This window comes from Sphingomonas sp. TDK1 (genome assembly GCF_001650735.1).
GTDB lineage: Bacteria > Pseudomonadota > Alphaproteobacteria > Sphingomonadales > Sphingomonadaceae > Sphingomonas.
The window spans coordinates 292752-316059 of the sequence record NZ_LXVY01000003.1 but is presented as its reverse complement, the minus strand read 5'-3'; the positions used below and the strand labels follow the sequence as shown (position 1 = coordinate 316059).

Annotated in this window: 16 protein-coding genes and 1 pseudogene; 6 read left to right on the top strand and 11 right to left on the bottom strand. The window is 67.2% G+C overall.

Features of this window, described 5'->3' with window-relative positions:
• Positions 1 to 233 (top strand): annotated as a pseudogene (locus A7X12_RS25855) (hypothetical protein); the annotation flags it as partial.
• A gap of 221 nt (positions 234 to 454) precedes the next feature.
• Here the strand turns inward: A7X12_RS25855 and A7X12_RS03600 are convergent.
• Positions 455 to 1156 carry an outer membrane protein gene (locus A7X12_RS03600; protein ID WP_084445040.1) on the bottom strand — a complete coding sequence of 234 codons (702 nt, stop codon included), beginning with the start codon at positions 1154 to 1156 and terminating at the stop codon, positions 455 to 457.
• A gap of 422 nt (positions 1157 to 1578) precedes the next feature.
• On the opposite strand from A7X12_RS03600, the gene A7X12_RS03595 reads away from it, so the two are divergent.
• The 5 genes from A7X12_RS03595 to A7X12_RS03575 all read left to right on the top strand — a co-directional run bounded on the left by A7X12_RS03595 (position 1579) and on the right by A7X12_RS03575 (position 6286).
• Entirely contained in the window at positions 1579 to 1767 is a 189-nt protein-coding gene (locus A7X12_RS03595) for a hypothetical protein (protein ID WP_064310247.1), read from the top strand.
• Between the two features lie 95 nt (positions 1768 to 1862).
• Entirely contained in the window at positions 1863 to 2105 is a 243-nt protein-coding gene (locus A7X12_RS03590) for a hypothetical protein (protein WP_064310246.1), read from the top strand.
• Positions 2106 to 2228: 123 nt separating this feature from the next.
• Entirely contained in the window at positions 2229 to 2747 is a 519-nt protein-coding gene (locus tag A7X12_RS03585; protein ID WP_064310245.1) for an RNA polymerase sigma factor, read from the top strand.
• Between the two features lie 91 nt (positions 2748 to 2838).
• Positions 2839 to 3837, top strand: coding sequence for a FecR family protein (locus A7X12_RS03580; protein WP_064310244.1), 999 nt, complete (start codon positions 2839 to 2841; stop codon positions 3835 to 3837).
• A gap of 16 nt (positions 3838 to 3853) precedes the next feature.
• Complete coding sequence (locus A7X12_RS03575) at positions 3854 to 6286, top strand: TonB-dependent receptor domain-containing protein (RefSeq protein ID WP_084445036.1); 2433 nt, start codon at positions 3854 to 3856, stop codon at positions 6284 to 6286.
• 89 nt (positions 6287 to 6375) lie between these two features.
• On the opposite strand, the gene A7X12_RS03570 is transcribed toward A7X12_RS03575, so the two are convergent.
• From A7X12_RS03570 to A7X12_RS03525, 10 genes are all read right to left on the bottom strand, one after another.
• Entirely contained in the window at positions 6376 to 9600 is a 3225-nt protein-coding gene (locus A7X12_RS03570; protein ID WP_064310243.1) for an efflux RND transporter permease subunit, read from the bottom strand.
• 3 nt (positions 9601 to 9603) lie between these two features.
• Positions 9604 to 10743, bottom strand: coding sequence for an efflux RND transporter periplasmic adaptor subunit (locus A7X12_RS03565; protein WP_064310242.1), 1140 nt, complete (start codon positions 10741 to 10743; stop codon positions 9604 to 9606).
• Positions 10740 to 12014, bottom strand: coding sequence for a TolC family protein (locus A7X12_RS03560; protein WP_064310241.1), 1275 nt, complete (start codon positions 12012 to 12014; stop codon positions 10740 to 10742). The genes A7X12_RS03565 and A7X12_RS03560 overlap by 4 nt, the downstream gene beginning before the upstream one ends.
• A gap of 60 nt (positions 12015 to 12074) precedes the next feature.
• Entirely contained in the window at positions 12075 to 12404 is a 330-nt protein-coding gene (locus tag A7X12_RS03555; protein WP_157105491.1) for a hypothetical protein, read from the bottom strand.
• Positions 12405 to 12717: 313 nt separating this feature from the next.
• Positions 12718 to 14562 (bottom strand): HAMP domain-containing methyl-accepting chemotaxis protein, encoded by a 1845-nt coding sequence (locus A7X12_RS03550; RefSeq protein WP_064310240.1) that lies wholly within the window; start codon positions 14560 to 14562, stop codon positions 12718 to 12720.
• A 23-nt stretch (positions 14563 to 14585) separates the two neighbouring features.
• The gene (locus A7X12_RS03545) at positions 14586 to 15905 is read right to left on the bottom strand and encodes an OprO/OprP family phosphate-selective porin (protein WP_084445032.1); all 1320 of its coding nucleotides are present in this window, start codon (positions 15903 to 15905) and stop codon (positions 14586 to 14588) included.
• A gap of 330 nt (positions 15906 to 16235) precedes the next feature.
• Positions 16236 to 18566: an NtaA/DmoA family FMN-dependent monooxygenase gene (locus A7X12_RS26680; protein WP_157105490.1), complete on the bottom strand. Its 2331-nt coding sequence runs from the start codon at positions 18564 to 18566 to the stop codon at positions 16236 to 16238.
• A 23-nt stretch (positions 18567 to 18589) separates the two neighbouring features.
• Positions 18590 to 20938: a TonB-dependent receptor gene (locus tag A7X12_RS03535; RefSeq protein WP_064310238.1), complete on the bottom strand. Its 2349-nt coding sequence runs from the start codon at positions 20936 to 20938 to the stop codon at positions 18590 to 18592.
• A 55-nt stretch (positions 20939 to 20993) separates the two neighbouring features.
• Positions 20994 to 22331 carry an LLM class flavin-dependent oxidoreductase gene (locus A7X12_RS03530; RefSeq protein WP_064310237.1) on the bottom strand — a complete coding sequence of 446 codons (1338 nt, stop codon included), beginning with the start codon at positions 22329 to 22331 and terminating at the stop codon, positions 20994 to 20996.
• Positions 22332 to 22499: 168 nt separating this feature from the next.
• A complete protein-coding gene (locus A7X12_RS03525; protein WP_064310236.1) occupies positions 22500 to 23288 on the bottom strand; it encodes a class II aldolase/adducin family protein in 789 nt (262 codons plus the stop codon).
• Positions 23289 to 23308: the final 20 nt, after the last annotated feature.

Genomic DNA, 23308 nt, shown 5'->3' with positions numbered 1-23308 from the left:
GCGGATCCTGGCGCGGTACCCGCCGCATCTGGGGCGGGCGACGCAAGGTCCGCGAGGCGCTCTACATCGCCGCGCTCAATACCTCACGCCGCATTCCTGCCCTCACCGCCATGCGCGACAGGATGCGCGCCAAGGGCAAATCACCCAAGACCATCCTCATCGCCGTCGCAAGACAACTTCTCGTCATCCTCAACGCCATGATCCGTAAACGACAGCCTATCACGCTCGCCTGACCATCACAGTTGCCCGAACGGCAGCCTGTTCAGGGCCATGTCCATCAATGCTGCTTTCTTTGTCGATTCAGCATCCACCGGGAACAAGCAGAGCAATAGGAATGGGGGCAGCCGCCGTCATTCGCCACTGGCATCGCAATGCTGACCGGGAAAGCGCAGCGGCACCAGTATTTGGGGCCGACGGTCGATACAGGGGGACTCGTAACCGCCGGCCCCCACCGTCAGAAGCGCTGGCGCAATCCGACGGTGATCGAGGTAGCCGAAAGCTTCGGCTTATAGGTGTTGGCAGCACTGCCACCTGCGGACAGCGGGATGCGGCCCGGGATGCTCAGGCCCGAACTCTGCGCATAGCGGGCGGCGAGCTCGACGGTGGTCTTCCCGGTTAGCGCGTAGCCGATGCCAGCATCGGCATGCCAGCGGAAGCCCCAATCGCGCCCGGCCATGGTGCTGCCTTGGCCGGTGGTCGACGAAAGGCGGGAGAATCGCTCGGTAACACGGACCGCGTCGATGCCGCCGCCCACGAATGGACGAAGTCGGGTGCCGGTGTCGATGTCGTAATAACCGGCCACGCCGATGCTCAGCGTCTTGGTCCGGCCGCTGGTGACCAGCCCGCGGCTGTTGAGCGCGCCGGCATCGACGTTTGCGGCGGTATAGCCGATCGTGCTTTCCAGGCGGAAATTGCCGAAGTCATAGCCCAAGCCGCCTTCGAAAGACTTGCCTGCCCGCATGTCGACATCGCGGGGCACAGTGGACAGTGGCCGCAAGTCCTTGCCCTTGAACTTCAGGTCAGAATCGACCTGCGAGCCAATACGGCCGACGACATACGGGCCCGGCGCGGCGTTCTGGGCCGATGCGGGGGCAATCATGCCGAGGCCCGCCCCGAATACTGCCACACCGATCATACGCTTATACGTCACGTTCATGCATTCACCTTGTCTTGAAGCACCACTCGCTGCGTCGCGAGCCTTCGATCCGTTGACGAAGACCCGGCGAGACCACCGCAAAGCTGCATTCGATTTTTTTTCGTCGGCAGCGATGCGCCGATCAATTGCGTTGCCCGCGATGCCGCCCTGCGCGCCGAGCAGGGTGACGAACGCTTGCCGCCATCGCCGGGCAGATCGAGATAGCGGTCGCGATATCCCCCGCCCGCCCCCGCCGTCCTAATCGCGGCGCGCCTCACAGGAAGCACACAGATGCTGGCGCACGCGAGCCTGCGCGAAGGCGAGCACACGCACGGCACGCAAAAAAAACTTCAAAGGTGGTTGCGGTACCCGAACGACCACTCCGTCAAGGATTCGGACACGCCAATGCAAGCGTGCTCCCAGTTCAGAAAGAAGGGTTTGCCATGAAGTTTACCGGATGGACGTTCGCCGCCGCAGTGCTTGCCGCCGGCCTGGTTTCGCCTGCAATGGCGCAGTCGATCAAGCCAGCGGCAACCACGAACAAAGCGGTTCCCCCGTCGCACCTGCCCAAGCCGCACAAGCCGGCCAAGCAGGACAAGGCGAAGCCGCCGGTCGCCTCGCCCAAGCGCTGAGGCGGGCGCCCGCCCGTGCCTCCCGTGGGCGGGCGCCAACCTTTCCCCGACCAGGCCGTCGCCGCACATCGCGGCGGCAGAGGCGGAGCGGACCCGTGCGATATGAAATCAAACCCGACTGGAAATGCGGTGCCGAGCGCTGGACGTGCAGCCATCCGCTGCGGTCCCTGGGCGCCCCAGAGCCGGAAGACCTGGCGCACCTTGCCCCCGCGGAAGCGAAACTCTCCCGCCGGGCCCGCCTGGCGATCCTCACCCTCGCAGGCCTCAGTTCCTGGGCCCTGTTCGCAACGATCGGCTGGCTCCTGCTGGCCACCGTTCATCGCTTGATGGGATATTGAGCCTTGCGACTGCAACGAGAGATCGCGCCCCCCCGCATCCCACCGTACTTGGCGCCCGCCGCTGCCGCATCTATGCGCAAGCATGATAGTCCCGGCCCAGGCGGAAAGGTGCGAATCCGGTCCATGTCCAATTCCTCCCCGCTGGTCGCGGCGTTCCTCGCCCGGCGAGCGGCACTGCAACGCTATTTCGCCCGTCGGGTAGGTGACGCCGAGGCGGAGGAAATCGTTCAGGAAATCTTCGTCCGTATCGCCGGACTTCCCGAGCCGGAGGAGGTTCGCACGCCTGCGGGCTATCTCTACCGGCTGGGCAACAACCTCATGCTGGACCGGCTGCGGCAAAACCGCGCGCGCGCCGCCCGCGACCATGCGTGGCGGGACAGCCACCACGTTATCGCCCCCAGCGGCGAAGACGTGAGCGACACCGTCGCCGCCGACGAGGCGCTGATCGCGCGCGATCAGGTGCGACGGATGGAGGCGGCGCTTGCGGAGCTGCCCGAGGGCGTTCAGCGCAGTTTCCGGCTGCACAAGCTGGAAGGTCTGTCGCACGCCGAAGTGGCGGAGCGCATGGGCGTTTCGCGCAGCCTGATCGAAAAACACATGATGCGCGCGCTGCGCCACCTGATGACGAAGCTTGGCCGATGACGTGGGCACAGGCGATCGGCGCGTGCGGCGCGACGGCGATGATTTCGTCGAACGAGATGCAGGGGCATGCATTCCATGGGGCGGAAAACATATGACACGGGCAGACCCGGAAGAAGTGGCAGTCGAATGGTTTGTCCGACTGCAGGATTGCGAGGACGAGCAGACCTGGCTCGACCATCTCGCCTGGATGGAGGCTGACCCCGCGAACGCGAAGGCCTATGCCCGGGTCGAGCACCTGTGGATCGCAGCCGAGGCACTGCCGCCGCTGGCCCCTGCCGCTGCCAACGATGCCGATCCTGCCCCGGATGCCGACCCGGCCGTCGTTTCGCTCGAAGCACATCGTGCCGACAGGCGGTCCAAATCGCGCTGGTGGCTCCCCGTATCGGCCGCAGCTGCCGCAGCGGTCGCCGGCATCGTAGCGCTGCCGCAACTGTCCCATTGGACCGGCCCCGCGGCGCAGACCTACCGCACGGATGGTAGCGGCACCCGAGTTGTCGCACTGGCGGACGGATCGCTGCTGACGCTCAACCGCAATACCGAGATCGTGGTGAAGCTGGGCGACAAGGCGCGGACGGCCGAGCTCCGTTCGGGCGAAGCCATCTTCGACGTCCATCACGAACCCGCGCGCCCCTTCACGGTCGCGGCGGCGGGCCGCGAAGTGCGGGTGCTCGGCACCGAATTCGACGTGCTAAACCAGGGCGGCGCATTCGGCGTCTCCGTCCGTCGCGGGCTGGTCGCGGTGTCGTCCGCGCAGGACAGCCAGACGACCACCCGGCTGCCGGCCGGCACCGGCCTGCTGCGGCCGGCAGGCGCGACTGCAGATCGCGTAGGTCCGATCGAGCCCGACAATGCGCTCGCCTGGGCGCAGGGGCGGCTGGTCTATGCAGACAGCACGATCGACGATCTCGCCCGCGACCTTCAGCGCTATACCGGCACGCCTGTGCGAGTTGCCCCCGCGCTTCGCGGTTTGCGGGTAAGCGGCGTGCTGACCATCGGCGATCCGGCGAGCTTGGACCGCCAGATCGAGGCGTTGCTGCCGATCCGCGTCGACAAGCGCGACGGCGATCGGAGGCTCGTTCCCGCCCCGTGATCGGTATCTCCCCTGCATGAAGGAGACGTCGCGCATCCTCCGGAACTTCGCCGGCTGGGTCGTTGCCGCCGCGCTCATCGCCGGGCCGGCGGCGGCGGCGCATGGCGGCGGCAGGCAAGGCAACGAGGTGCGCTACGGCTTCCGCATCCCTGCCGGGCCTCTCACCAAAGCCATCATCGCGATCGGCAGCCAAGCCGGGGTCAGCATCGCCACCACCGATCCAACCCTCGCCCAACGGCGGCTCGCGGAGCCGGTGGAGGGTCGGATGTCGGTGGAAGAAGCGCTCGCCCGCGTCCTGCACGGCAGCGGCCTGCATGCAATATGCGTCTCGCAGGCGCTCTACCGCATCGAACGGGTACGGAGCGCCCCGCCGCCCCCTCGCCCTGTGCCGGCACGGTTGCCCCCGCCGCCGCCATCCTCGCCGGCTCCCGCCGAGATCGTCGTGACGGCCACCAAAAGCGGGGCGACCCTGCGCCGCTATCCGGGATCGGCCTGGGTGGTAGACGCCGACACGCTGTCCCTGGGCGCCGGCCTCGCCCGCGACAGCCGGGCGATCGTCGCCGCGCTGCCGATGCTGAGCGCGACCCATCTCGGCCCTGGACGCGAGAAGCTGTTCGTTCGCGGCGTGGCCGACAGCAGCTTCACCGGTGCCAGCCAGGCGACGGTAGGCCAATATCTGGGCGACGTGCAGCTCAACTACAGCGCGCCCGACCCCAATCTCGCGCTGTACGACATGGCGCGAGTAGAGCTGCTCGAAGGGCCGCAGGGCACGCTCTACGGTGCCGGCGCGCTGGGCGGCATCATTCGCATCACGCCGCGCGCGCCCAAGCAGGGCGTTTGGGAAGGCGAAGTCTCCGCCGGCGCCTCCGCAACCGCGCATGGTGGGGTCGGCGGCGACGCGATGGCGATGTTGAACGCCCCTCTAGGCGATCGCATTGCGCTGCGACTGGTCGGCTATGGCGGCCGCGAGCCCGGCTATATCGACGATGTCGCGCGAAAGCGGCGCAACACCAATCGCAGCGACCTCGCCGGCGGCCGCGCGACGCTCCGTCTCCGTGCCGGCAACGACTGGACCGTCGATCTCGGCGCCGTCTACCAGCGCCTCTACCACGCCGATGGACAGTATAGCGAAGCCGACCAGCTACCGCTTTCGCGCGCTGCCGCGATCGCTCAGCCGGCGCTCAACGACTTCCGTCTCGCCTATGCCACCGCGACGCACCGGTGGGCCGATGGGCAGATGCTCACCGCCGCTTTCTCGGCAATCGAGAACCACCTCACCACGCTCTACGACGCGACCAGCATCGGCGATCCCGCCGCTTCCGGCCTTGCCACCGATACTCGCGTGCGGGTTTATAACGGCGAAGTGCGGCTCGCCCGCAACCACGAAGACGGTACCGGGCTGGTACTCGGCGCCTATGGCACCTTGAGCGACGACCGTATGACACAGTCGTCACGGATCGCCGGTGCCAGCCAACCCTTCCGCGGCGTCGGCAATCGCGCGACCGATGTGGCCCTGTTCGGCGAGGCAACCTTTCGCATCCTTGCTGGGCTGAACGCTACGCTGGGCGCCCGCGCAGCCTATACCGATCTTCAGGGTACCAATATCCTGCCCGACGGCGATCAGTCGCTGGAGACGATCGACGTGCCCGGCACCGGCAATGTCCGCTTCCTGCCCAGTGCCGCGCTCAGCTGGGCGGCGACGCCGCGGGTCACCGCCTATCTGCGCTATCAGCGGGGCTATCGTCTCGGCGGTTATGTACTGAACGCGCTGTCACCCCTCGACTCTTCTCCAACGACCGACGCCGATTTCACCGTTTACCGACCAGATTCCCTGGATGCGATCGAGGCGGGCCTTCGCCTTGGCGAAGGCCGCGACGGACTCTCTGGCAGCCTGGCCCTGTCGACCACCGACTGGCGGCACATCCAGGCCGATCTTCAAAGCCCCGCAGGTGCGGTCACCGCGAATGTCGGCAGCGGGCGGATTGCAGCGGTAGAGGCCAATCTTCAATGGCATGCGCCCTCCAGCCTGCGCCTGACGGCGACGCTGTTCCTTACGCGCGCCGTGCTCGATCGCCCGGCGCCGGGTTTTGAACGCGCAGCGCTCCAGGCCTTGCCGAACACGCCGGCGGTCACCCTGCGCGGCGCGGCCGAAAGGCAATGGACGCTCAACGGGGGAAGCCGGCTGCTCGTGCGCGGCACCGCGCGCTATGTCGGCCGCTCCTGGCTCGGCGTGGGCGATCTGCACATACCGCAGGGTAATTTCGCCGAGCTCAGTGCCGGGGTCGCATGGTCCAAGGGGCCTTTCACGCTAACGCTCGACGCCGCCAACCTGCTGAACGGCCGCGCCAACCGCTTTTCGCTCGGCAACCCCTTGACGGTGGGCGACGGGAACCAGCGCACGCCACAGCAACCACGCACGGTACGGATCGGCACCAGCTACCGCTTCTAGTCCTGCCTTGCCACCAGATGCGTTGCGCTTGCTTGGCTGCTTGGTCGTCGGGTGGTGGCGCGGCGAGCACCCTCGTCGCAAGGGGGCGATCATGCCAGCATCTCGTGCGGCGCTTCATGGCTGCGAACTTGCTCGCCCTCCCCGATCGTTCGCTGACCAAATCTGGCATAAAGGGTCGGCAGCACGAACAGGGTGAGCAGCGTTGCCGAGACGAGGCCGCCGATCACCACCGTGGCGAGCGGCTTCTGCACCTCTGCCCCCGCACCGTGGCCGAGCGCCATCGGCACGAAGCCGAGACTGGCAACGAGCGCGGTCATCGCCACCGGCCGCAGCCGCTGCATCGCGCCGAGGTGCGCGGCCTCGGCGCGCTCCACGCCGTCGCGGATCAGGTCCTGGATCGAGCTGACCATGACCAAGCCGTTGAGCACCGCGATACCGGACAGCGCGATGAACCCCACCGCCGCCGAGATCGAGAAGTCCATGCCCCGCACGAATAGCAGCAGCACGCCGCCGACCAGCGCGAACGGCACGCCGGTGAACACGATCGCCGCATCCCGCACCGACCTGAGCGCACCGTACAGGAGGAGCAGGATGAGGACGAAACACCCCGGGATCACCAGCGTCAGCCTTGCGCTCGCCGATTGCAGGTTCTCGAACTGGCCGCCCCATTCCAGATAGGTGCCGGCCGGCAGCCGTACCTTGGCGGCAATGGCGCCCTGTGCCTCCGCCACCACGCTGCCGACGTCGCGCCCGCGGACATTCGCCTGGACGACCACCCGCCGCTTGCCATTCTCGCGGCTGATCTGGTTCGGCCCGTCGACGATCCGGATCTCGGCGACGCTGGACAACGGCGCGAACCTGCCGCCCGCGATCGGCACCTGCAGCTGCTGCAACGCGCCGAAATCCGCGCGCTGCGCTTCGGACAGCCGGATCACCACCGGGAAGCGCCGATCGCCTTCATAGATCGTGCCGGCGGTGCGTCCGCCCAAGGTCGCGCCGATGACCTCCTGTACGTCCTGCGCGGTCACGCCGAGCCGGGCCATCGCATCCCGGTTGACGTGGATGTCGAGCATGGGCAGCCCGCCGGTCTGCTCGACCTTGACGTCCACCGCCCCCTTGGTCGCCCGCAGGATACCAGCGATCTGCTCGGCGGTGCGGGTCATCTGGTCGAAATCGTCGCCGAACACCTTCACCGCGATGTCGCCGCGCACGCCGGCGATCAGTTCGTTGAAGCGCATCTGGATCGGCTGGGTGATCTCATAGGCATTGCCCGGAATCGCCGCCAGCCGCTGCTCGATCCGCGCCACCAGCGCCTCCTTGGTCAGCGCCGGATCGGGCCAGGCCGCGCGCGGCTTGAGGATCACGAACATGTCGGTGGCGTTGGGCGGCATCGGATCCGAGGCGAGCTCGGCGGTGCCGGTCTTGGAGAAGACGAACCGTATCTCGGGCTGCTGCGACAGCATCCGCTCGATCGGCACCTGCATCGCCTGGCTCTGCTGGACGGAGGTCGCCGGGATGCGCAACGCCTGAATGAGCAGGTCGCCCTCGTCGAGCTGCGGCAGGAACACCTGCCCCAGCGAGGTGAAGGCGCCCGCGGCCAGCACGAGGCTGGCGAGCGCGGCGCCGATCGTCACCGTCGGCCGCTGCATCGCCCGGTCGAGCCCCGGCTGGTAGCGCCGCTTGAGCCAGCCGACGATCCGCCCGTCCTGCTCCTCCACCTTGCGCGACAGCCAGATCGCGATCATCGCCGGCACGAAGGTCAGCGACAGCACGAAGGCGCAGGCCAGCGCGATGATGACGGTGAGCGCCATCGGCACGAAGGTCTTGCCCTCGACGCCGGTAAGCGTGAGCAACGGCACATAGACGAGGAGGATGATCGCCTGGCCATAGACCGAGGGCCGGATCATCTCGCGCGCGGCAGCCGCCACCGCCTCCAGCCGTTCCGGCAGCGTCAGCAGCCGGCCTTCGCGATGCTGCGCCTCCGCCAGCCGGCGCAGCGCATTCTCGACGATGATGACCGCACCGTCGACGATCAGCCCGAAATCGAGCGCGCCCAGGCTCATCAGATTGGCCGACACGCCCGCGCGCAGCATCCCGAACCCGGTCAGCGCCATGGTGATCGGGATGACCAGCGCCGCGATCAGCGCCGCGCGGACATTGCCGAGCAACAGGAACAGCACGACGATGACGAGCACCGCGCCCTCGCCCAGATTTTTCGCCACGGTGCCGATCGTCGCATTGACCAGCGCGGTGCGGTTGAGCACCGGCTGCACCACCACGTCGGGCGGCAGCGACGCGTTGATCGCCTTGAGCTTGTCCGCGACGGCGGTTGCGACGAGCCGGCTGTTCTCGCCGATCCGCATGATCGCGGTGCCGACCACCACCTCGGTGCCGTTCTCGGAGGCCGATCCCATGCGGATCGCCTGGCCGGCGCGAACGCTGGCGACTTGGTCGAGCGCGATCGGCACCCCGCCGCGCGTGGCGATCACCGTCCGCCCCAGCTCGGCAGTGTTGCGGAGCAGCGCATCGGAACGGACCGCCAGCCCCTCGCCGTTGCGATCGACGAAGCCCCCGCCGACACTGCTGTTGTTGCGCTCCAGCGCGGTGCCGAGTTCGGTCAGCGTGATGCCGAGCGACGCAAGCTTCTGCACGTCGGGTACGACGAGGAACTGCTTGGCATAGCCGCCGATCGAATCGACCCCGGCGACGCCCGGCACGGTCTTGAGCAGTGGCGTCACGATCCAGTCCTGCGCGGTGCGCAGATAGGTCGCCTTCTCGGCCTCGGTCGTCAGCCTTTCGCCCTCGGGGGTGATGTAGCTGCCGTCGGGCTGCTGGCCCGGCTCGCCGGGCTTGTGGGTGTCGTCCTCGCGGTGCTGGAGGCGGACGGTGTACATATACACCTCGCCGAGCCCGGTGGCGATCGGCCCCAGTTCCGGGTTGACACCCGCCGGCAGGCTTTCGGCGACGCCCTGCAGTCGCTCCCCCACCTGCTGGCGGGCGAAATAGATGTCGGTCCCGTCCGAGAAGACCGCGGTGATCTGCGCGAAGCCGTTGCGGCTAAGCGAGCGGGTATATTGCAGCCCCGGCGTTCCGGCGAGCGCGGTCTCGATCGGAAAGGCGACCTGCTTCTCGACCAGTTCGGGGGACAGCGCGGGCGCGCGGACGTTGATCTGCACCTGGTTGTTGGTGATGTCCGGCACCGCGTCGATCGGCAGCCGGTACAGGGAGTAGGCGCCGATGGCGGCGGCGAGAACGGTGAGCAGCAGGACGAGCCAGCGCTTCTCGACCGCCCAGGAGACGATGCGGGCGATCATGGCTCAGTCCTCCACCGCTTCGCTCTTGCCGAGCTCGGCCTTGAGCGTGAAGCTGCCGGTGGTCGCGATCTGCTCCTGCCCGGTAAGCCCGGCGCGGACGATCACCGTCGCCCCGGCGGCATCGCCGAGCTGTACCGGCGTCGCGCGAAAGCCGGTCGGCGTGCGCACGAACACCACCGATCGGCCTTCGTCGGTCTGCACCGCGGTGGTGGGGACGCGGATCGCCTGCCCGCCGCCGCTGCCCGCGAGCGGAACCGAGGCGGTGACGGGCTCGCCCACTCGCCATTGGCCGGACCGATTGTCGAGCATCGCGATCGCCGGCACCAGCCGGGTCTGCGCGTCGAGCGCAGGCGAGACGAAGTGGAGCCTGGCCACCGCTTCGCGGCCCGCGGCCTTCACCGTCACCGCGCTGCCGGCGCGGACCCGGCTCGCATCCTCCGGCTTCAGGCTGAAGGCGATCGCGACCTGGGCGAGATTGGCGATGCGGTAGAGCTCGGCATCGGCCGCCACCGTCTGCCCCAGCGTGACAGTCCTTGCGATCACCTGGCCGCCGATCGGCGCGGCGATGCCGATGCGGTTGAGCCCCCCGCCCCCCATACCGGCGGCGGAGACCATGCTCTGCGCCTGGGCGAGCGCGATCCGCGCCTCGGCCGCGGCGGTGCGCGCCGCGATCAGATCCTGTTCGGGCGAGACCCGCTCGGCGAACAGCCGCTGCTCGCGGGCGAGAGTCGCGGTGGCAAGGCCGAGCCGCGCGCGCGCCGCCTGTACCTCGCCCTTGATCTGCGCCGCCTCGCGGCTTTCGATCACCGCGATCGTCTCGCCCCGCCCCACCGTCTGGCCGAGGTTGCGGCGGAGCGCGACGACGCGGCCGGCAATGGCCGCCGAGACGATTTGCGTTGCCTGCGGATCGCCCTCGACGATCGCGGGAAGCTCGATCGTACCCGCGCCGCCGATCGACGGCCGGCCGAGCTGGACGCCCGCCGCCGCGATCTGCTCGGCGGTCAACACCACCTGGTCCTTCGCCGCGGGATCGGCCAAAGGCTTGGCGGCCTCGGTGGTGTTGGAAGGCGTTGAGCGCTCGCCGCACGCGGCAAGCAGGATGGCGAGGGACAGCGTCCCGGCCAGCGACAAAGGTCGGGTCAATGCATGTCTCCCTTGGGCGCGCGGGCGGTCAGCCGCTCCAGCTGCGCGCGGGCAATCTGATAGGTGGCGAGCGCGTCGATCGCGGCGAGCCGCGTCTCGGCCAAGCTGCGTTCGGCATCGAGCAGATCGAGCTGCCCGAACTTGCCCTCGCGATAGCCGATGCGGGCGATCCGCGCGGCTTCCTGCGCCGCTTCCAGCGCAGGGCCGGCGGCGGTGCGGGCGGTGGTCGCGGCGTTGTCGGCCTGGGCCTGCGCGTCGACGATCGCCTGCTCAACATTGAGCGCGCGAACGCGGCGCACCGCATCTGCCTGCGTCCGCTGCGCGGTCGCCTGCGCGATCGCCGCACCGCCCTTGCTGAACAACGGGATCGGCATCGAAACGGTGAACACCGCCGCGAGATCGTTGGTCGCCTCCAGCCGCCGCACGGCGGGCCCGATGTTCAGGTCCGGCACGCGATTGGCGCGGGCCAGCCGCACGCCTGCATCGGCGACCAAGACATCGGCCTCGGCCGACGCCAGCGCGAGCGTGCCGGCCGGGTTCGCGGGCAGGATCGGGCCTTGGGCATCAGCCGCAGGAAGGCGATCGAGCACGGCCCCGTCGAGCCCTACAACCGGCTGACCGATCCTCCGCTCCAGATTGGCCCGCGCCGCCTCCGCCAGACGGCGTGTGCGGGTGAGGTTCGCCTCGGCATTGATCCGCCCGACATCGGCACGCTGCGCCTCGAGCGGTGATGCCCGTCCGGCGCGTACGCGGACGCGCGCGGCGTTTAAAGCCTCTGCCGCGATCCGGGCCTGGTCCTGCGCGGCGGCGACCCTGCGCTCGGCCGCGACGGCTTCGACATAGAGCTGCGTCACCTGCAACCGGATGTCGACGGCAGCGATCGCCGCCTCGATCTCGGCACGGGAAAGCTGGGCATCGGCGACAGCGACCCGTGCACGACGCTTGCCTCCACGCTCGATAGGGAATGCCAGCCCAACCGTCGTCTCGGCGCTGCGCAGCCCCCGATAGGTGCCGCTGCCCGCGACATTCTCGATCTGGCCTTGCGCCACCGGGTTGGGCCGTAGACCGGCAACCGAGCGGTTCGCCCGCGCGGCATCGACGGCAGCGCCGGCAGCCTCGGTCTCGGGGGCGGCTCCGCCGGCGCTGGCGACCGCCTGTTCGAGGGATAGAACGGCAGCGCTCTCCGAAATAACGGAGGACGTGCCGGTTTGCGCCGGCAGCGACGAGGCGCAGGCGCTCGCGACCATTGCGGCCGCAAGAAGTCGATTCATGAAGGAATTGCTCCTGACGAAGGTCCAGAAACGGACGCACCCGGGCGTCCGACGGAGTCGTCAGGCTTGGGGGGGCCTCAGCCGCACCAGGCCCTTGGTGCTGGCAAGCACCGCGATGCGCGCAAGCGGCGGCTCCGCGACGGTGTCGGCGCGCAGCCAGCGAGCCTGCGCGAATGCAGGCGTGCCCACGTCATGCCCGTGGCAGATGCTGTGATGATGCGGGACCGCCTTGTCGGCGTCGGCCGGTACTTCGTCACCATCGCCTTGGGCGTGGAGGGTAAATGCGACAGCCCCGAAACTACCGCCCGCCAGCTCTGCGGCATGCGCCATGCCCGACCAGGTGGTGAGGACCACCATCAGGCAGGCAATGAAGGGAAGCAGCGCACGCATCGACGGAGCGATATCACATCGAAAGCAAAAGTTCACCCCGCTCCGACCCAGAGCTTCAGACCGCCGAAGGAAAAGATGACGCCGTCGGCCGCAATCGCTCGACCTGCGCGGCCTCCATGCGAAGGCCCGTGTCGGAGCGCCTTCCGCCACCGCGATGACAAGCAACTGGTGAGGCGACGACAACCATGTGCGACCGTATAGCAGCATAGCAGCACCGGCGAGCTGACGCCCGCCGGTGCTGCCTGGCCCGTTGTGCGAAGCCCGCCGCCAGGGCGTCCTGGCCTGCGCGGTCTTCGCACAACGCTTCCGCATATCAGAAGGTAGTCCATTCGTCCGCGCTTGGGAGGGGGCTGGCCTTGGCGGGCGCAGGCTTGGCGGGACGGAAGCTCACCGGGCCGGCGGAGTTGCCGCGCGCCGGGCTTGGTCGGCCGCCGCCAGGGCCGCCGATGCTGAAGCGCTCGGCCTGGTTGGCCAGCGTCACGACTTCCGAATTCAGCGTCCGCGCGGCAGCCGAAGTTTGCTCCACCATCGCTGCATTCTGCTGAGTCGCGGTGTCCATCGCGCCGATCGCAGCCGAGATCTGCGTCACCGCAGAGGCCTGGGCCTGGTTGTCTGCCGCCATGCTGCTGAGCAGCGCATGCACCTCGCCGACATCGCCGCTGATATTCGCGAGCGCCCCATCGACACGCTCGACCATGCCGACCGCCGCGCCGATGTCGGTCTGCGTCGCGGTCAGCTGGTCGCGGGCTCGGCCGGCTTCCTCTTCGGCGCGCATCGCAAGAGCGGACACCAGATCGGCGACGACCGCGAAACCGCGGCCGGCTTCACCCGCGCGGCCAGCTTCCACGGCGGCGTTCATCGCAAGCACGCGGGTCTGGAAGGCGATCTTGTCGAGGCCCTCGATCACGCTGTCGATGCCCTTGGCGCTCTCCGAAACCCGGTTCATCGCCTGCATCGCTTCGTCGGCGATCGTGCGGCCGCCCGACACGGTGGAGATGGCGCCGTCGGCGCGGGTCAGCGTGCTGCCGGCGGCGATTGCCGTCGCCTTGAGCCTTTGGTCCATCTGGGTGATGGCGGCGGAGGTTTCTTCCAGGCTGGCGGCATTCGCTTCGGTACGCCGGGCGAGATCCTCGCTGGCCTGGGCAATCTCGTTCGAGCCGGTCTTGATCGCGGCGGTCGATTCGATCACCGAACCGATCAGCTCGCGGAGATTGGCGATCGCCTCGTTGAAGTTATCGCGAAGCACCACATAGGCTTTGGGGAACTCGCCCGCGATGGAAGCGGTCAGGTCGCCACGCGAAACCATGTCGAGCTTCTGCGAAATCGTCTCGGTGACGAAATTCTGCTCCTCCAGCGCCTTGGCCGCCTCTGCATCAGCGATCCGCTTCTGCTGGGCATTTTCGCGGAAGACGAGCACCGCCTTCGCCATCTGGCCCACTTCATCCGTGCGATCGACCGCAGGCACATCCACTTGCGTGTCCCCATCGGCGAGCCGGGTCATCACACCCGTCATCCCAACCAGCGGCCGAACGATTGCACCGGCAAGCAGCCAGGCCATCGCACCGGCGATCGCGACGGCACCGAGCGCGCCGATGATCACCGCTGCCATCGCGCCGTTCTTGGCGGCGGTCATCGCCGCGCGCTGTTCGGCCATCACCTGCTGCTGACGCTCCTGGATCTGGCCGCTGATCTCGCGCACCTTCGGCAGCTGCTTCCGGCCTGAAATCTCCTGTGCCTTGCCGCGGGTGGCGGGATTGCGCGCGAGCGTGATCAGTTCGGCGAAGCGGCGATTGTTGAGGTCGCCCACCTCCGTCCGCAGATCGCGCAGCCGCTGCTGCTGGTCCGCCAGCGGATTGCCGGTCTCGAAGCTCTTGGCTGCCTTCTCGAAGGCCGCGATGTTGCCTTTATACTCGTCGAGCAATTCGTCACGCCCAAGCATGGCAAAACCGCGCAGCGCGTTTTCCTGCTGGATGATGGCACCCAGCATGGCCTCGCCTTCCTGCGCCATCTTGATGCTGTTCGCGTTGGACTCGGAAATCTTCGCCAGCGTGCTCAACGACCAATAGGTATAGGAGCCAGAGGCGATGACGATAAGGATGACTGCAGCGAATGCGGCGATAAGCTTGCCTGACAGCTTCAGGCGACTGATGATGGACATGATTTTACCCTATCTGACAGGTTTTAAAGCACAATTTGAACGCGTAGTACGAAGGTGGTGCCGCGATCTGTACGGGTGCCGGTGCCAGTCAGTTTCTGGTCGGGTGCCATGCGCCATGCAGTGACGTTGCCCATCAGCCGCATCTGGCTGCTCAAATACCAATTGACGCCGCCGGTCACGCTCGAGCCGGTGTTCCGGAACCCCGGCATGGTGAAGCGGATATCTTCATACCGCGCAGTGAGTTCCACCTGCCCAGAGCCGCCGCGGAAAACGGAGCGCTGAACCACCGGACGGCCGAAGCCACCCGTGGCAGCCGCGTAGGGCGGCGCTTCACCGGTCAGGAACCAGCCAGCGGAAAGGCTTTTGGCGGTTGTGCGCGCGGTCGTCTGCGGCAGATCGATACCCCGCCGGCCCGCTTCCCCCATCACCCACACCGGTCCGATCACTGCGCCAGCCTCGATCCCAGCGCCGTGATCGCCGCTCGCACCGACCAAGGGCGGCGACGGCAGGATCGTCTGCAGATTGAGCCCGTGTGCGACATTGGTATTGGCGCCCAGCGTCCGCGTGCCGCCCTTGAACGTCTCGTCGAACATCCAACCGCCCAGGTGCACGATCGCGCCTTCGCGCTTGATCGGATTCCAGTGCGCGCGCGCCAGGATGGTGCGGTCGCCGGTTTGCGGCCGGTCGGCATCGATATCGTTGCCCGTCACGGCGAACGAGGCGTGCCAGCTGGCACCGATCAACCGCGCCTGCGCGCCGAACCCGAACCCGCCGCGATCGGGCGCGATCGCGCTGGCAACGAAGTTGGGCTCGGCGAATGGCAGCGCCTCGCCGCCAGAACTGCCCTCTACGCCGCGATCATTCTGTAAATTTCCGGCGAGCAGATCGGCATCCACCCCGGCAAGCTTGCCGCGCCAGCCCACATAGGCCCATAGGATGTCGGCGGAGCCCGACTGGAACTCGGTTTCGAGCTGATAGACCACGTTGTTGGCGACAGTCCCGGCAAAGCCGATATGCGCGGCGCGCACTCCGCGATCGCCGCGGTTGCGGGCAGCGTCCCGCGCACCAGTGGTGGTTTCCGCGTCGACGATCACCTGTGCCAGCGGCCGGAAGGTCGAGCCAGTGTCGGAAAAGACCACGACCGGTGACCCGTTCCGCAATTCTACGTGCGTGCCGCGGACTTCGTCGGGCGATGGTTTCGGACGGTCGGCAGGATCGTCACCCGTTTCGCCGGCCCGCGCCACCGCAGCATCCGCGATGGTCGGAGCCTGCGGGGACGTAACCGGCGTGGACGGTATGGTGGTCATTGGAAGCAGCGCAACGCACAAGTTCAAAAATGCCATGACGCATCCTCGGGCGGCGGCGGGCACCTCGCCCGATCATCTGCAACACCTGAGACAATTTATAGAAACGATTGCCATCAATCCGGTTGGACGCCCCCCAAAATTTGAGAACTATAGGTGGTCGCGCGGAGAGCGCAGTTAACCATTAACGTGTCGGGGATGCGCGAGAATCGCGACAGGGGCTTGTAATGCAAGCCTGAAAGGCAATGTGACCGCGTCCCGGCCGCCGTCCGATCACACCGCGAGCAGAACAGCCCTTATGCGCGGCGAGCCTTTCGAACCAGCAGCAGCTGGCTGGCGGAAACAGGAGCGCAAGCCACCGCCTGTGCATCAAGCCACCAATCCACCTTCGGCCAGCGACTCCTCGACAGCCCGGCGCTCGCTTCGCCGATTGGCCGGAATCGGCAGCCCCAGGTGACCGCGAAGCGTGGCATGCTCATAGTCCGTGCGGAACACGCCTCGCGCCTGCAGCAGCGGCACCACCTCTTGGGTGAAGCGGCGGAACTGGCTGGGGCGCCCGGCATGGACGTTGATGCCGTCGAGCGCCCGCGCCTCGAACCAGCGTTCGATCTCGTCGGCCACCGTCGCGGCCGACCCGACAAAGGGGCTGGCGTACAGGTCGCGCTGCACTTCCACCGTCTCGCGCAACGTCAGGCCCAGCTCTATCGCCCGATCGGTGATCGCCTTGGCCTGGGTGTAGAAACTGCTCCGGGCATGCTCCAGCGCCTCGACCGGGAAGGGCGCGTCGAGATCATAGCGACGGAAATCGTGCCAGCCGAACGGACGGCCGAACTCGGCGAGCGCCTGTTCGAAGCTCTGGTCGACCCGCCGCAGCGCGCGATCGATTGCCTGCGCCTCTTCATCGGTATCGCCCACGGTGATCGAGAAACCGGGCAGGATCAGCACGCTGTCCGGATCCCGGCCGAGCGCGGCGGCGCGCCCCTTGAGATCGGCATAGAAGGTCTGCCCCTGCTCGATCGTCCTGGCATGGGTGAAGATCGCGTCGGCCACCGTCGCGCCCAGCGTGCGTCCCTGGTCGGAATCGCCGGCCTGGAAGATCACCGGCTCGCCCTGCGGCGAGCGCTGGATGTTGAGCGGCCCGACGACCGAGAAATGCTCGCCCTTGTGGTGGAGCGCGTGCAGCTTGTCCTTGTCGAGGAACACCCCGGTCGCCCGGTCCCGCACCAGCGCGTCATCCTCATAGGAGCGCCACAGCCCGCGCACGACCTCCAGATATTCGAAGGCGCGGCCATAGCGGGTGGCATAGTCGTAATGTTCGTCGAGCCCGTAATTGCCCGCCGTGCCGGCATCGCCGCTGGTCACAACGTTCCAGCCCGCCCGCCCCTTGCTGATCAGATCGAGCGAGGCGAGCCGCCGGGCGAGGTTGAACGGCGCGTTGTACGAGGTGGTGAGCGTGCCGACCAGGCCGATATGGGTGGTCGCCACCGCCAGCGCGGAGAGCAGCGTCAGCGGCTCCAGCCGGTTAAGATAATGCGGCGGCGAGTCGGCGGTGATGAACTGGCTGTCGACGATGAACACCAGGTCGAACTTGGCCGCCTCGGCCTGGCGAACGATGTCGATATACCAGTCGATGTTGACGCTGGCATCGACCGGGATTTCCGGGTCGAGCCAGCGATTGGTCTGGCCCGGACCGCCCACGCCCATGGTCACGAGTCCGAGTTTGAGCTGTCGCTTGGCCATCACGGCACTCCTTGCGGTTGGGGGGGGGCAAAGGGGGGCGAAATGCGGCGCGACCTGCACCGGGCGGGCTAGCAGGGCCGCCGCGTGGAACAGGTCGGCGATCTGCTGCTCCTCCGCGATCAGGGCCGCATCGATCGGCACCGGCACATTGACGGTGCGATGAAGAAAGCGGCGCGTCGCCGCGATCGGCAGACCGGTCTGACCGGTCAGCATCTGCGCATAGGCCTCACGGTGCGTCTCACCCCAGCGTCGCGCGGTGGCGAACCGCCGAGTAAACGCCTCGAGCTGCGGCCGCTTGTCGCGGAGTGCGCGATCGGAGGCGAAGACGAAGCCCAGGCCCGGCGTCCACGACCGCTCGACCGGCACGATCCGCATCCCGTCGCTCAGCTCGGCGATGGCCGCATAGGGGTCCCAGATCGCCCAGGCATCGACCGACCCGCTCGACAGGGCGGCGCGGCCGTCGGAGGGGTTCAGGAAACGGATGTCGATCGCATCGAAGCGCTGGCCGAGCCGCTTGAGCCCCGCGAGCAGCAGATAATGGCCGATCGAGCCGCGCGGGGTCGCCACCTTCTTGCCGAGCAGATCGGCGAAGCTGCGGATCGGCGACCGGCCCGGGACCATCACCGTCACGGCATCGCCCGTCAGGCGGAAGGCGGCGATCGCCTTCACGCCGGCATCGGACTGGAGGCTGAAGATGAACGGCGCATCGCCACCCACGCCGGTATCGATCGCGCCGGCACCCATTGCCTCGATCAGCGGCGCGGCGTTGGGGAACTGCGCCCATTCGATCGCAAAGGGTACCTCCTTCAGCTGCCCGGAGGCTTGCAGCAGCGCTTGGATCCCGCCGCGCTGGTCGCCGATCACCAACTTTGCGGTCGCACCCTTGGTACAGGCGGCAAGCAACCCGGCGGCGGAGACGGCAAGCAGGCTGCGGCGCGAAACGGCGGCGTCGAGAGGCATGATCGGCTCGTTCCATTGGGCGGTCACCGGAAGCGGGTCCGCAGCGTGATGCCGTAGGTGCGCGGCTCGCCGGGGGCGACCTGGGTCAGCCCCCAGGTCCCGTTGACGGTGGCGGTGGTGAGATAGTTCTTGTCGAGCAGGTTGCGCGCCCACACCGACACGTCCCACGGGCCGTTCGCCGCGCGCAGGCCCAGCTGGGCGCCCACCAGTGCATAGCCCTTGATCTCGGTGAAGGGATCGTCATTCACGGCGGAGAAGAATCTGGAGCGATAGCTCGCATCGGCGGCAGCATAGCCGACCAGGCGGCTGCCCAGCGCCGTCTCGTAGCGCGCCTGTACCGCGCCCACCCATTTCGACGTGCCCGAAAGCCGCTGGCCCGAAATGTCGCACGACGTCTTGTAGGATTGCAGGAACGGGCAGATCGCGTTGGTGTAGCGCACATAGCTTGCGTCGGTGAAGGTGCCCGAGGCGCTGAGGCTCAGCCCCCTGGCGACCGTGGCGCGCAGATCCACCTCGACCCCGCGGCTGCGCACTTTGCCGGCATTGCCGAGATAGGCGATGCGGTTCGAAACATCGTACAGGTTCGCCTGGTAGTTCTCGTCGGTCATCCAGAACAAGGCGGTGTTGAACTGCACCCGGCGATCAAAGAACTGCGTCTTCAGGCCGATTTCATAGGCATCGACCTGCTCGGGCTCGACGAAGATGTTGATCCCGGCATTCCGGCGGACCAAGTTGATCCCCGCCGACTTATACCCCCGCGAATAGCTCGCATAGAGATGCGCATCGCTCCCCAGATCCTGGCTGACGCTGAGCAACCAGGAAACGGTGCCCTTTGATCGGCTGGCCGAATAGGCCCCGCCCGAAGGCGAGAAGGCAGCCCGTGTCGCCGCGGCGCTCGCTTGATAGGCAGTCGGCAGGCTGGAAATGGGCGCGACGATGCCGACCTGCACCGCGTCATAGCTGCCCGCCTTCTTTTCATAGGTATAGCGAAGCCCGCCGGTCAGGCCGGTACGCGACGTAACGTGCCAGGTCGCCTGGCCATAAGCGGCATAGCTGTTGGTCGAAGGGTCGGCATAGGTGAACGTATCCAGCCCTTGCAGCAGCGCATCGGGGGCATTGGGGCCGAAATACCATTTGGCTGCGTCCTTGTTGAACGACAGCTCCTGCTTCAGCTTGGCCTTCTGCCAGAAATAATAGAGCCCTGCGGTATATTCGATCGTGCCGCCATTGGGCGAGGTCAAGCGCAGTTCCTGGCTGAACTGCTTCTGGTTGGTGGCCACCGTCCCCTGCCCCAGAATGTCCGCGCCGAACTGGTCGCCGTCCCAGTTGGGGATCCATTTCCAGAAGCGTGCCGCGGTGATCGAGGTCAGCGTGTGCCCGCCGAGCGTCGCATCGACGCGCGCGGTGAGGCCGCCGCTTGGCATCTGGATCGCCTGGGAGCCGTTGATGTCGGTCTGGCGCCGATAGGGATCGATGACGGGCGGCGTATAGCCGATATCGGCGGCACGTGCGGTGAAGCCCTTCACCGAAGCCCCGTTGGCCAGAGTCGTCGGCAACACCTGCCCCGAAAGATAGAACCCCATATTGCCGGTCTGGCGGGCATAATCCCCGATCAGGCGGATGCTTAGGTCGGCGCTCGGCTTCCACAACAGGTCGGCCTTGACCGCGACATTGTCGTAATTGTCCCAGTCCTGCTTCTGACGGGTGTTGTAGATCGTGCCGTCGCGGCCCGCGACCAGCCCGCTGAGCCGCACCGCCACCGTGTCGCTGAGCCCGCCAGAGACCGCGGCCTGGGCGCGCATATAGTTGTAATTGCCATAGGTCAGCTCGGCGACGACTTCGGGGGTGAAGCTCGGTGCCTTGGTCCGCACGTCGATCGCGCCGGCGACGGTGTTCTTGCCGAACAGCGTGCCCTGCGGTCCGCGCAGCACCTGCACGCTGTCGATGTCGAGCACATCGTTGATCACCGTGCCGGTGCGTGGGCGATAGACCCCGTCGATATAGAGGCCGACACCCTGGTCCAGCCCGTCATTGGTACCGCCCGAATTGGTGCCGAGCCCACGAATGGTAATCGTCTGGTTGCGGCCGCTGAACCCCTGGATGGTCACGCTGGGCGTGAAGTTTGCGAGTGCCTTGAGGCTGGTCTGCCCGCCGATCGCCTCGATCTGTGCCGACGACAGAGCCGTGATCGCGATCGGCACGGTCTGGAGGGTCTCGTTCTTGTAGCGGGCGCTGACGACGATGTCGTCGGTATCCGCTGCGGGAGGCGCCGGCGCGGTTGGCCGATCCTGCGCTTGGGCAGGCGTCAGCGCCGTCGCCGCCGGAAGAAGCGCGAGCGAAAGGAAGGCCGCGCGCGGCGATCGAAAGGTCATCAAATTCCCTGTCTGCTTTTAAATGAGCCCGCACGGCCGGGGCGCCCACGCGCCCTCAGGCGGCGCTGCGCAGCGCCCGCGTGGCAGTGTAGCGATTGACCGGGACGTCGAGCCCCAGCGTGTCGCGGAAGGTGTCGCCGGGATAATCGCGCTTGTAGATGCCGCGGCGCTGGAGGATCGGCACCACCTCATCGACGAACAGCTCGAGCTGGCCGGGCAGCGATTCGAAGGTGTTGAAGCCGTCCGCCCCGCGCGCCTCGAACCAGTGCTGGAGCGCATCGGCCACCTGCTCGGGCGTGCCGACAAAGGGCGAGCGCGGCGTCGCGAAGCGCAGCGCCAGTTCGCGCAAGCTCAGCTTCTCGCGCCGCCCGGTTTCGACGATATGGGTAGAGGCGCTCAGGTTGCTGTTCAGCCCCGCAGCGATCACCTGCTCCGGAAAGGGTGCGTCGGGATCATAGACGCTGAAATTATGGTCGTTGAACGCGCGGCCCAGCGCCCTAAGCGCATTCTCCAGCGTCACCAGCTCGGTGAGCTCCCGGTATTTGCGGCTCGCCTCCTCTTCGGTCGAGCCGATCACCGGCCGCGCGCCGGGCAGGATGTACACCTTGTCCGGATCGCGGCCAAAGCCGGCGGCGCGCGCCTTGAGGTCCGCATAATAGGCCTGGGCACCGTCCAGCCCTTCATGCGCGACGAAGATCGCTTCGGCGTGTTTCGCCGCGAAGTTGCGGCCATCCTCCGAGGAACCCGCCTGGAAGATCACCGGCTGGCCCTGCCGCGAGCGGGAGATGTTGAGCGGCCCCTTCACCGACAAGAACTCGCCCTTGTGGTTGAGCTCGTGCAGCTTGTCGGGATCGAGAAACTGGCCGGTCGCCTTGTCGCGGACCAGCGCGTCGTCTTCCCAGCTGTCCCACAGCCCCTTGACCACATCGAGATATTCGGCGGCGAGGCGGTAGCGGACGTCGTGCGCCAGATGCTCGGCCTTGCCGAAATTGGCGGCGCTGCCCTCCAGCCACGAGGTCACCACGTTCCAGCCGGCGCGGCCACCGCTGATGTGATCGAGCGAGGCCAGCTGGCGGGCGATGTTGAACGGCTCGCTATAGCTGACCGTAATCGTCGCAACCAACCCGATCCGCTCGGTAACCGCAGCGAGCGCCGACAGGATGGTCAGCGGCTCGAACCGGTTGAGGTAATGGGGGCTGGAGCGCGCGTTGATCGACACGCTGTCGGCCACGAACAGATAGTCGAACTTGCCGCGTTCGGCCGCTAGTGCCTGACGCTTGTAGAAGTCGAAATTGGTGCTGGCATCCACCTGCGCATCGGGGTGCCGCCAATCGTCCCAGCCGGGGCCGACGCCGTGCAGGATGAAGCCAAGCCGTAACTGACGATCGCTCATGTGCGGTGCTCCTGAAAGATTGAACGGAGGCTATGGGAGCGTGCCAAGCGCGGGAAATGCGAATGGCTGATCCGCTGATGAGAAGCGCTAAAGCCGAGCGCCGCGAAAAAAGGGGGCGCGTGCGACGCACCCGCCCCGATGCTTTCCGCGAAGGGAGCGGACGGCGAATTACTGGTCGTAGCCGGGGGATTGCCGATCGAGCTTGCGCAATGCCGCTTCCCAGACGAGCCGGTAGATGCTGCGTCCGCCGCCGCGATCCACCTCCCGTCGCTCGGTCATCTGGCGGCGTACTTCCTCCTGCGCGGCCTCCGGCGCGATCAGCACATGCTCGCGGCCGATCGAAAGCGTGCGGACCTGCGCGGTGCAGGCGGATTCGATCGAATAGATGTTGAGCCACGCCTCGCCGACGCTCTCGCCCAGCGCGAGCGTGCCGTGGTTGCGCAACAGCATGATCTTGGTGTCGCCAAGGTCCGCGGCCAGACGCTCCCGCTCGTCCAGGTTGAGCGCCACGCCTTCATAGTCATGGTAGCTGAGCCGCGGGAGGATCGCGAGCGCCTTCTGGTTGAGCGGCAACAGCCCCTCCGCATGGGAGGAAACGGCGGTGCCGTCCGGCGAGTGGAAATGCGCGATGAAATGGGCATCCGGCCGTGCAGCATGCACCGCCGAGTGGATCACATAGCCGGCATAGTTGATGCCATAGTCGCCCCGCTCGATCAGATTGCCGTCGAGATCGACCTTGACCAGGCTGGACGCCGTGATCTCATCGAAGCCAAGGCCGAACGGGTTGATCAGGAAATGATGATCCGGCCCCGGCACCCGCGCCGAAATATGGGTGAAGATCAGGTCATCCCAGCCATAGAGGGCAGACAGGCGATAAAAGGCGGCGAGGTCGACGCGGACCTGCCATTCCGCATCGCTGATCGTCTTGGTGACGGGGCGTTCGAGCACGGTAGCCATGGGTTCACTCCGAAAACAGG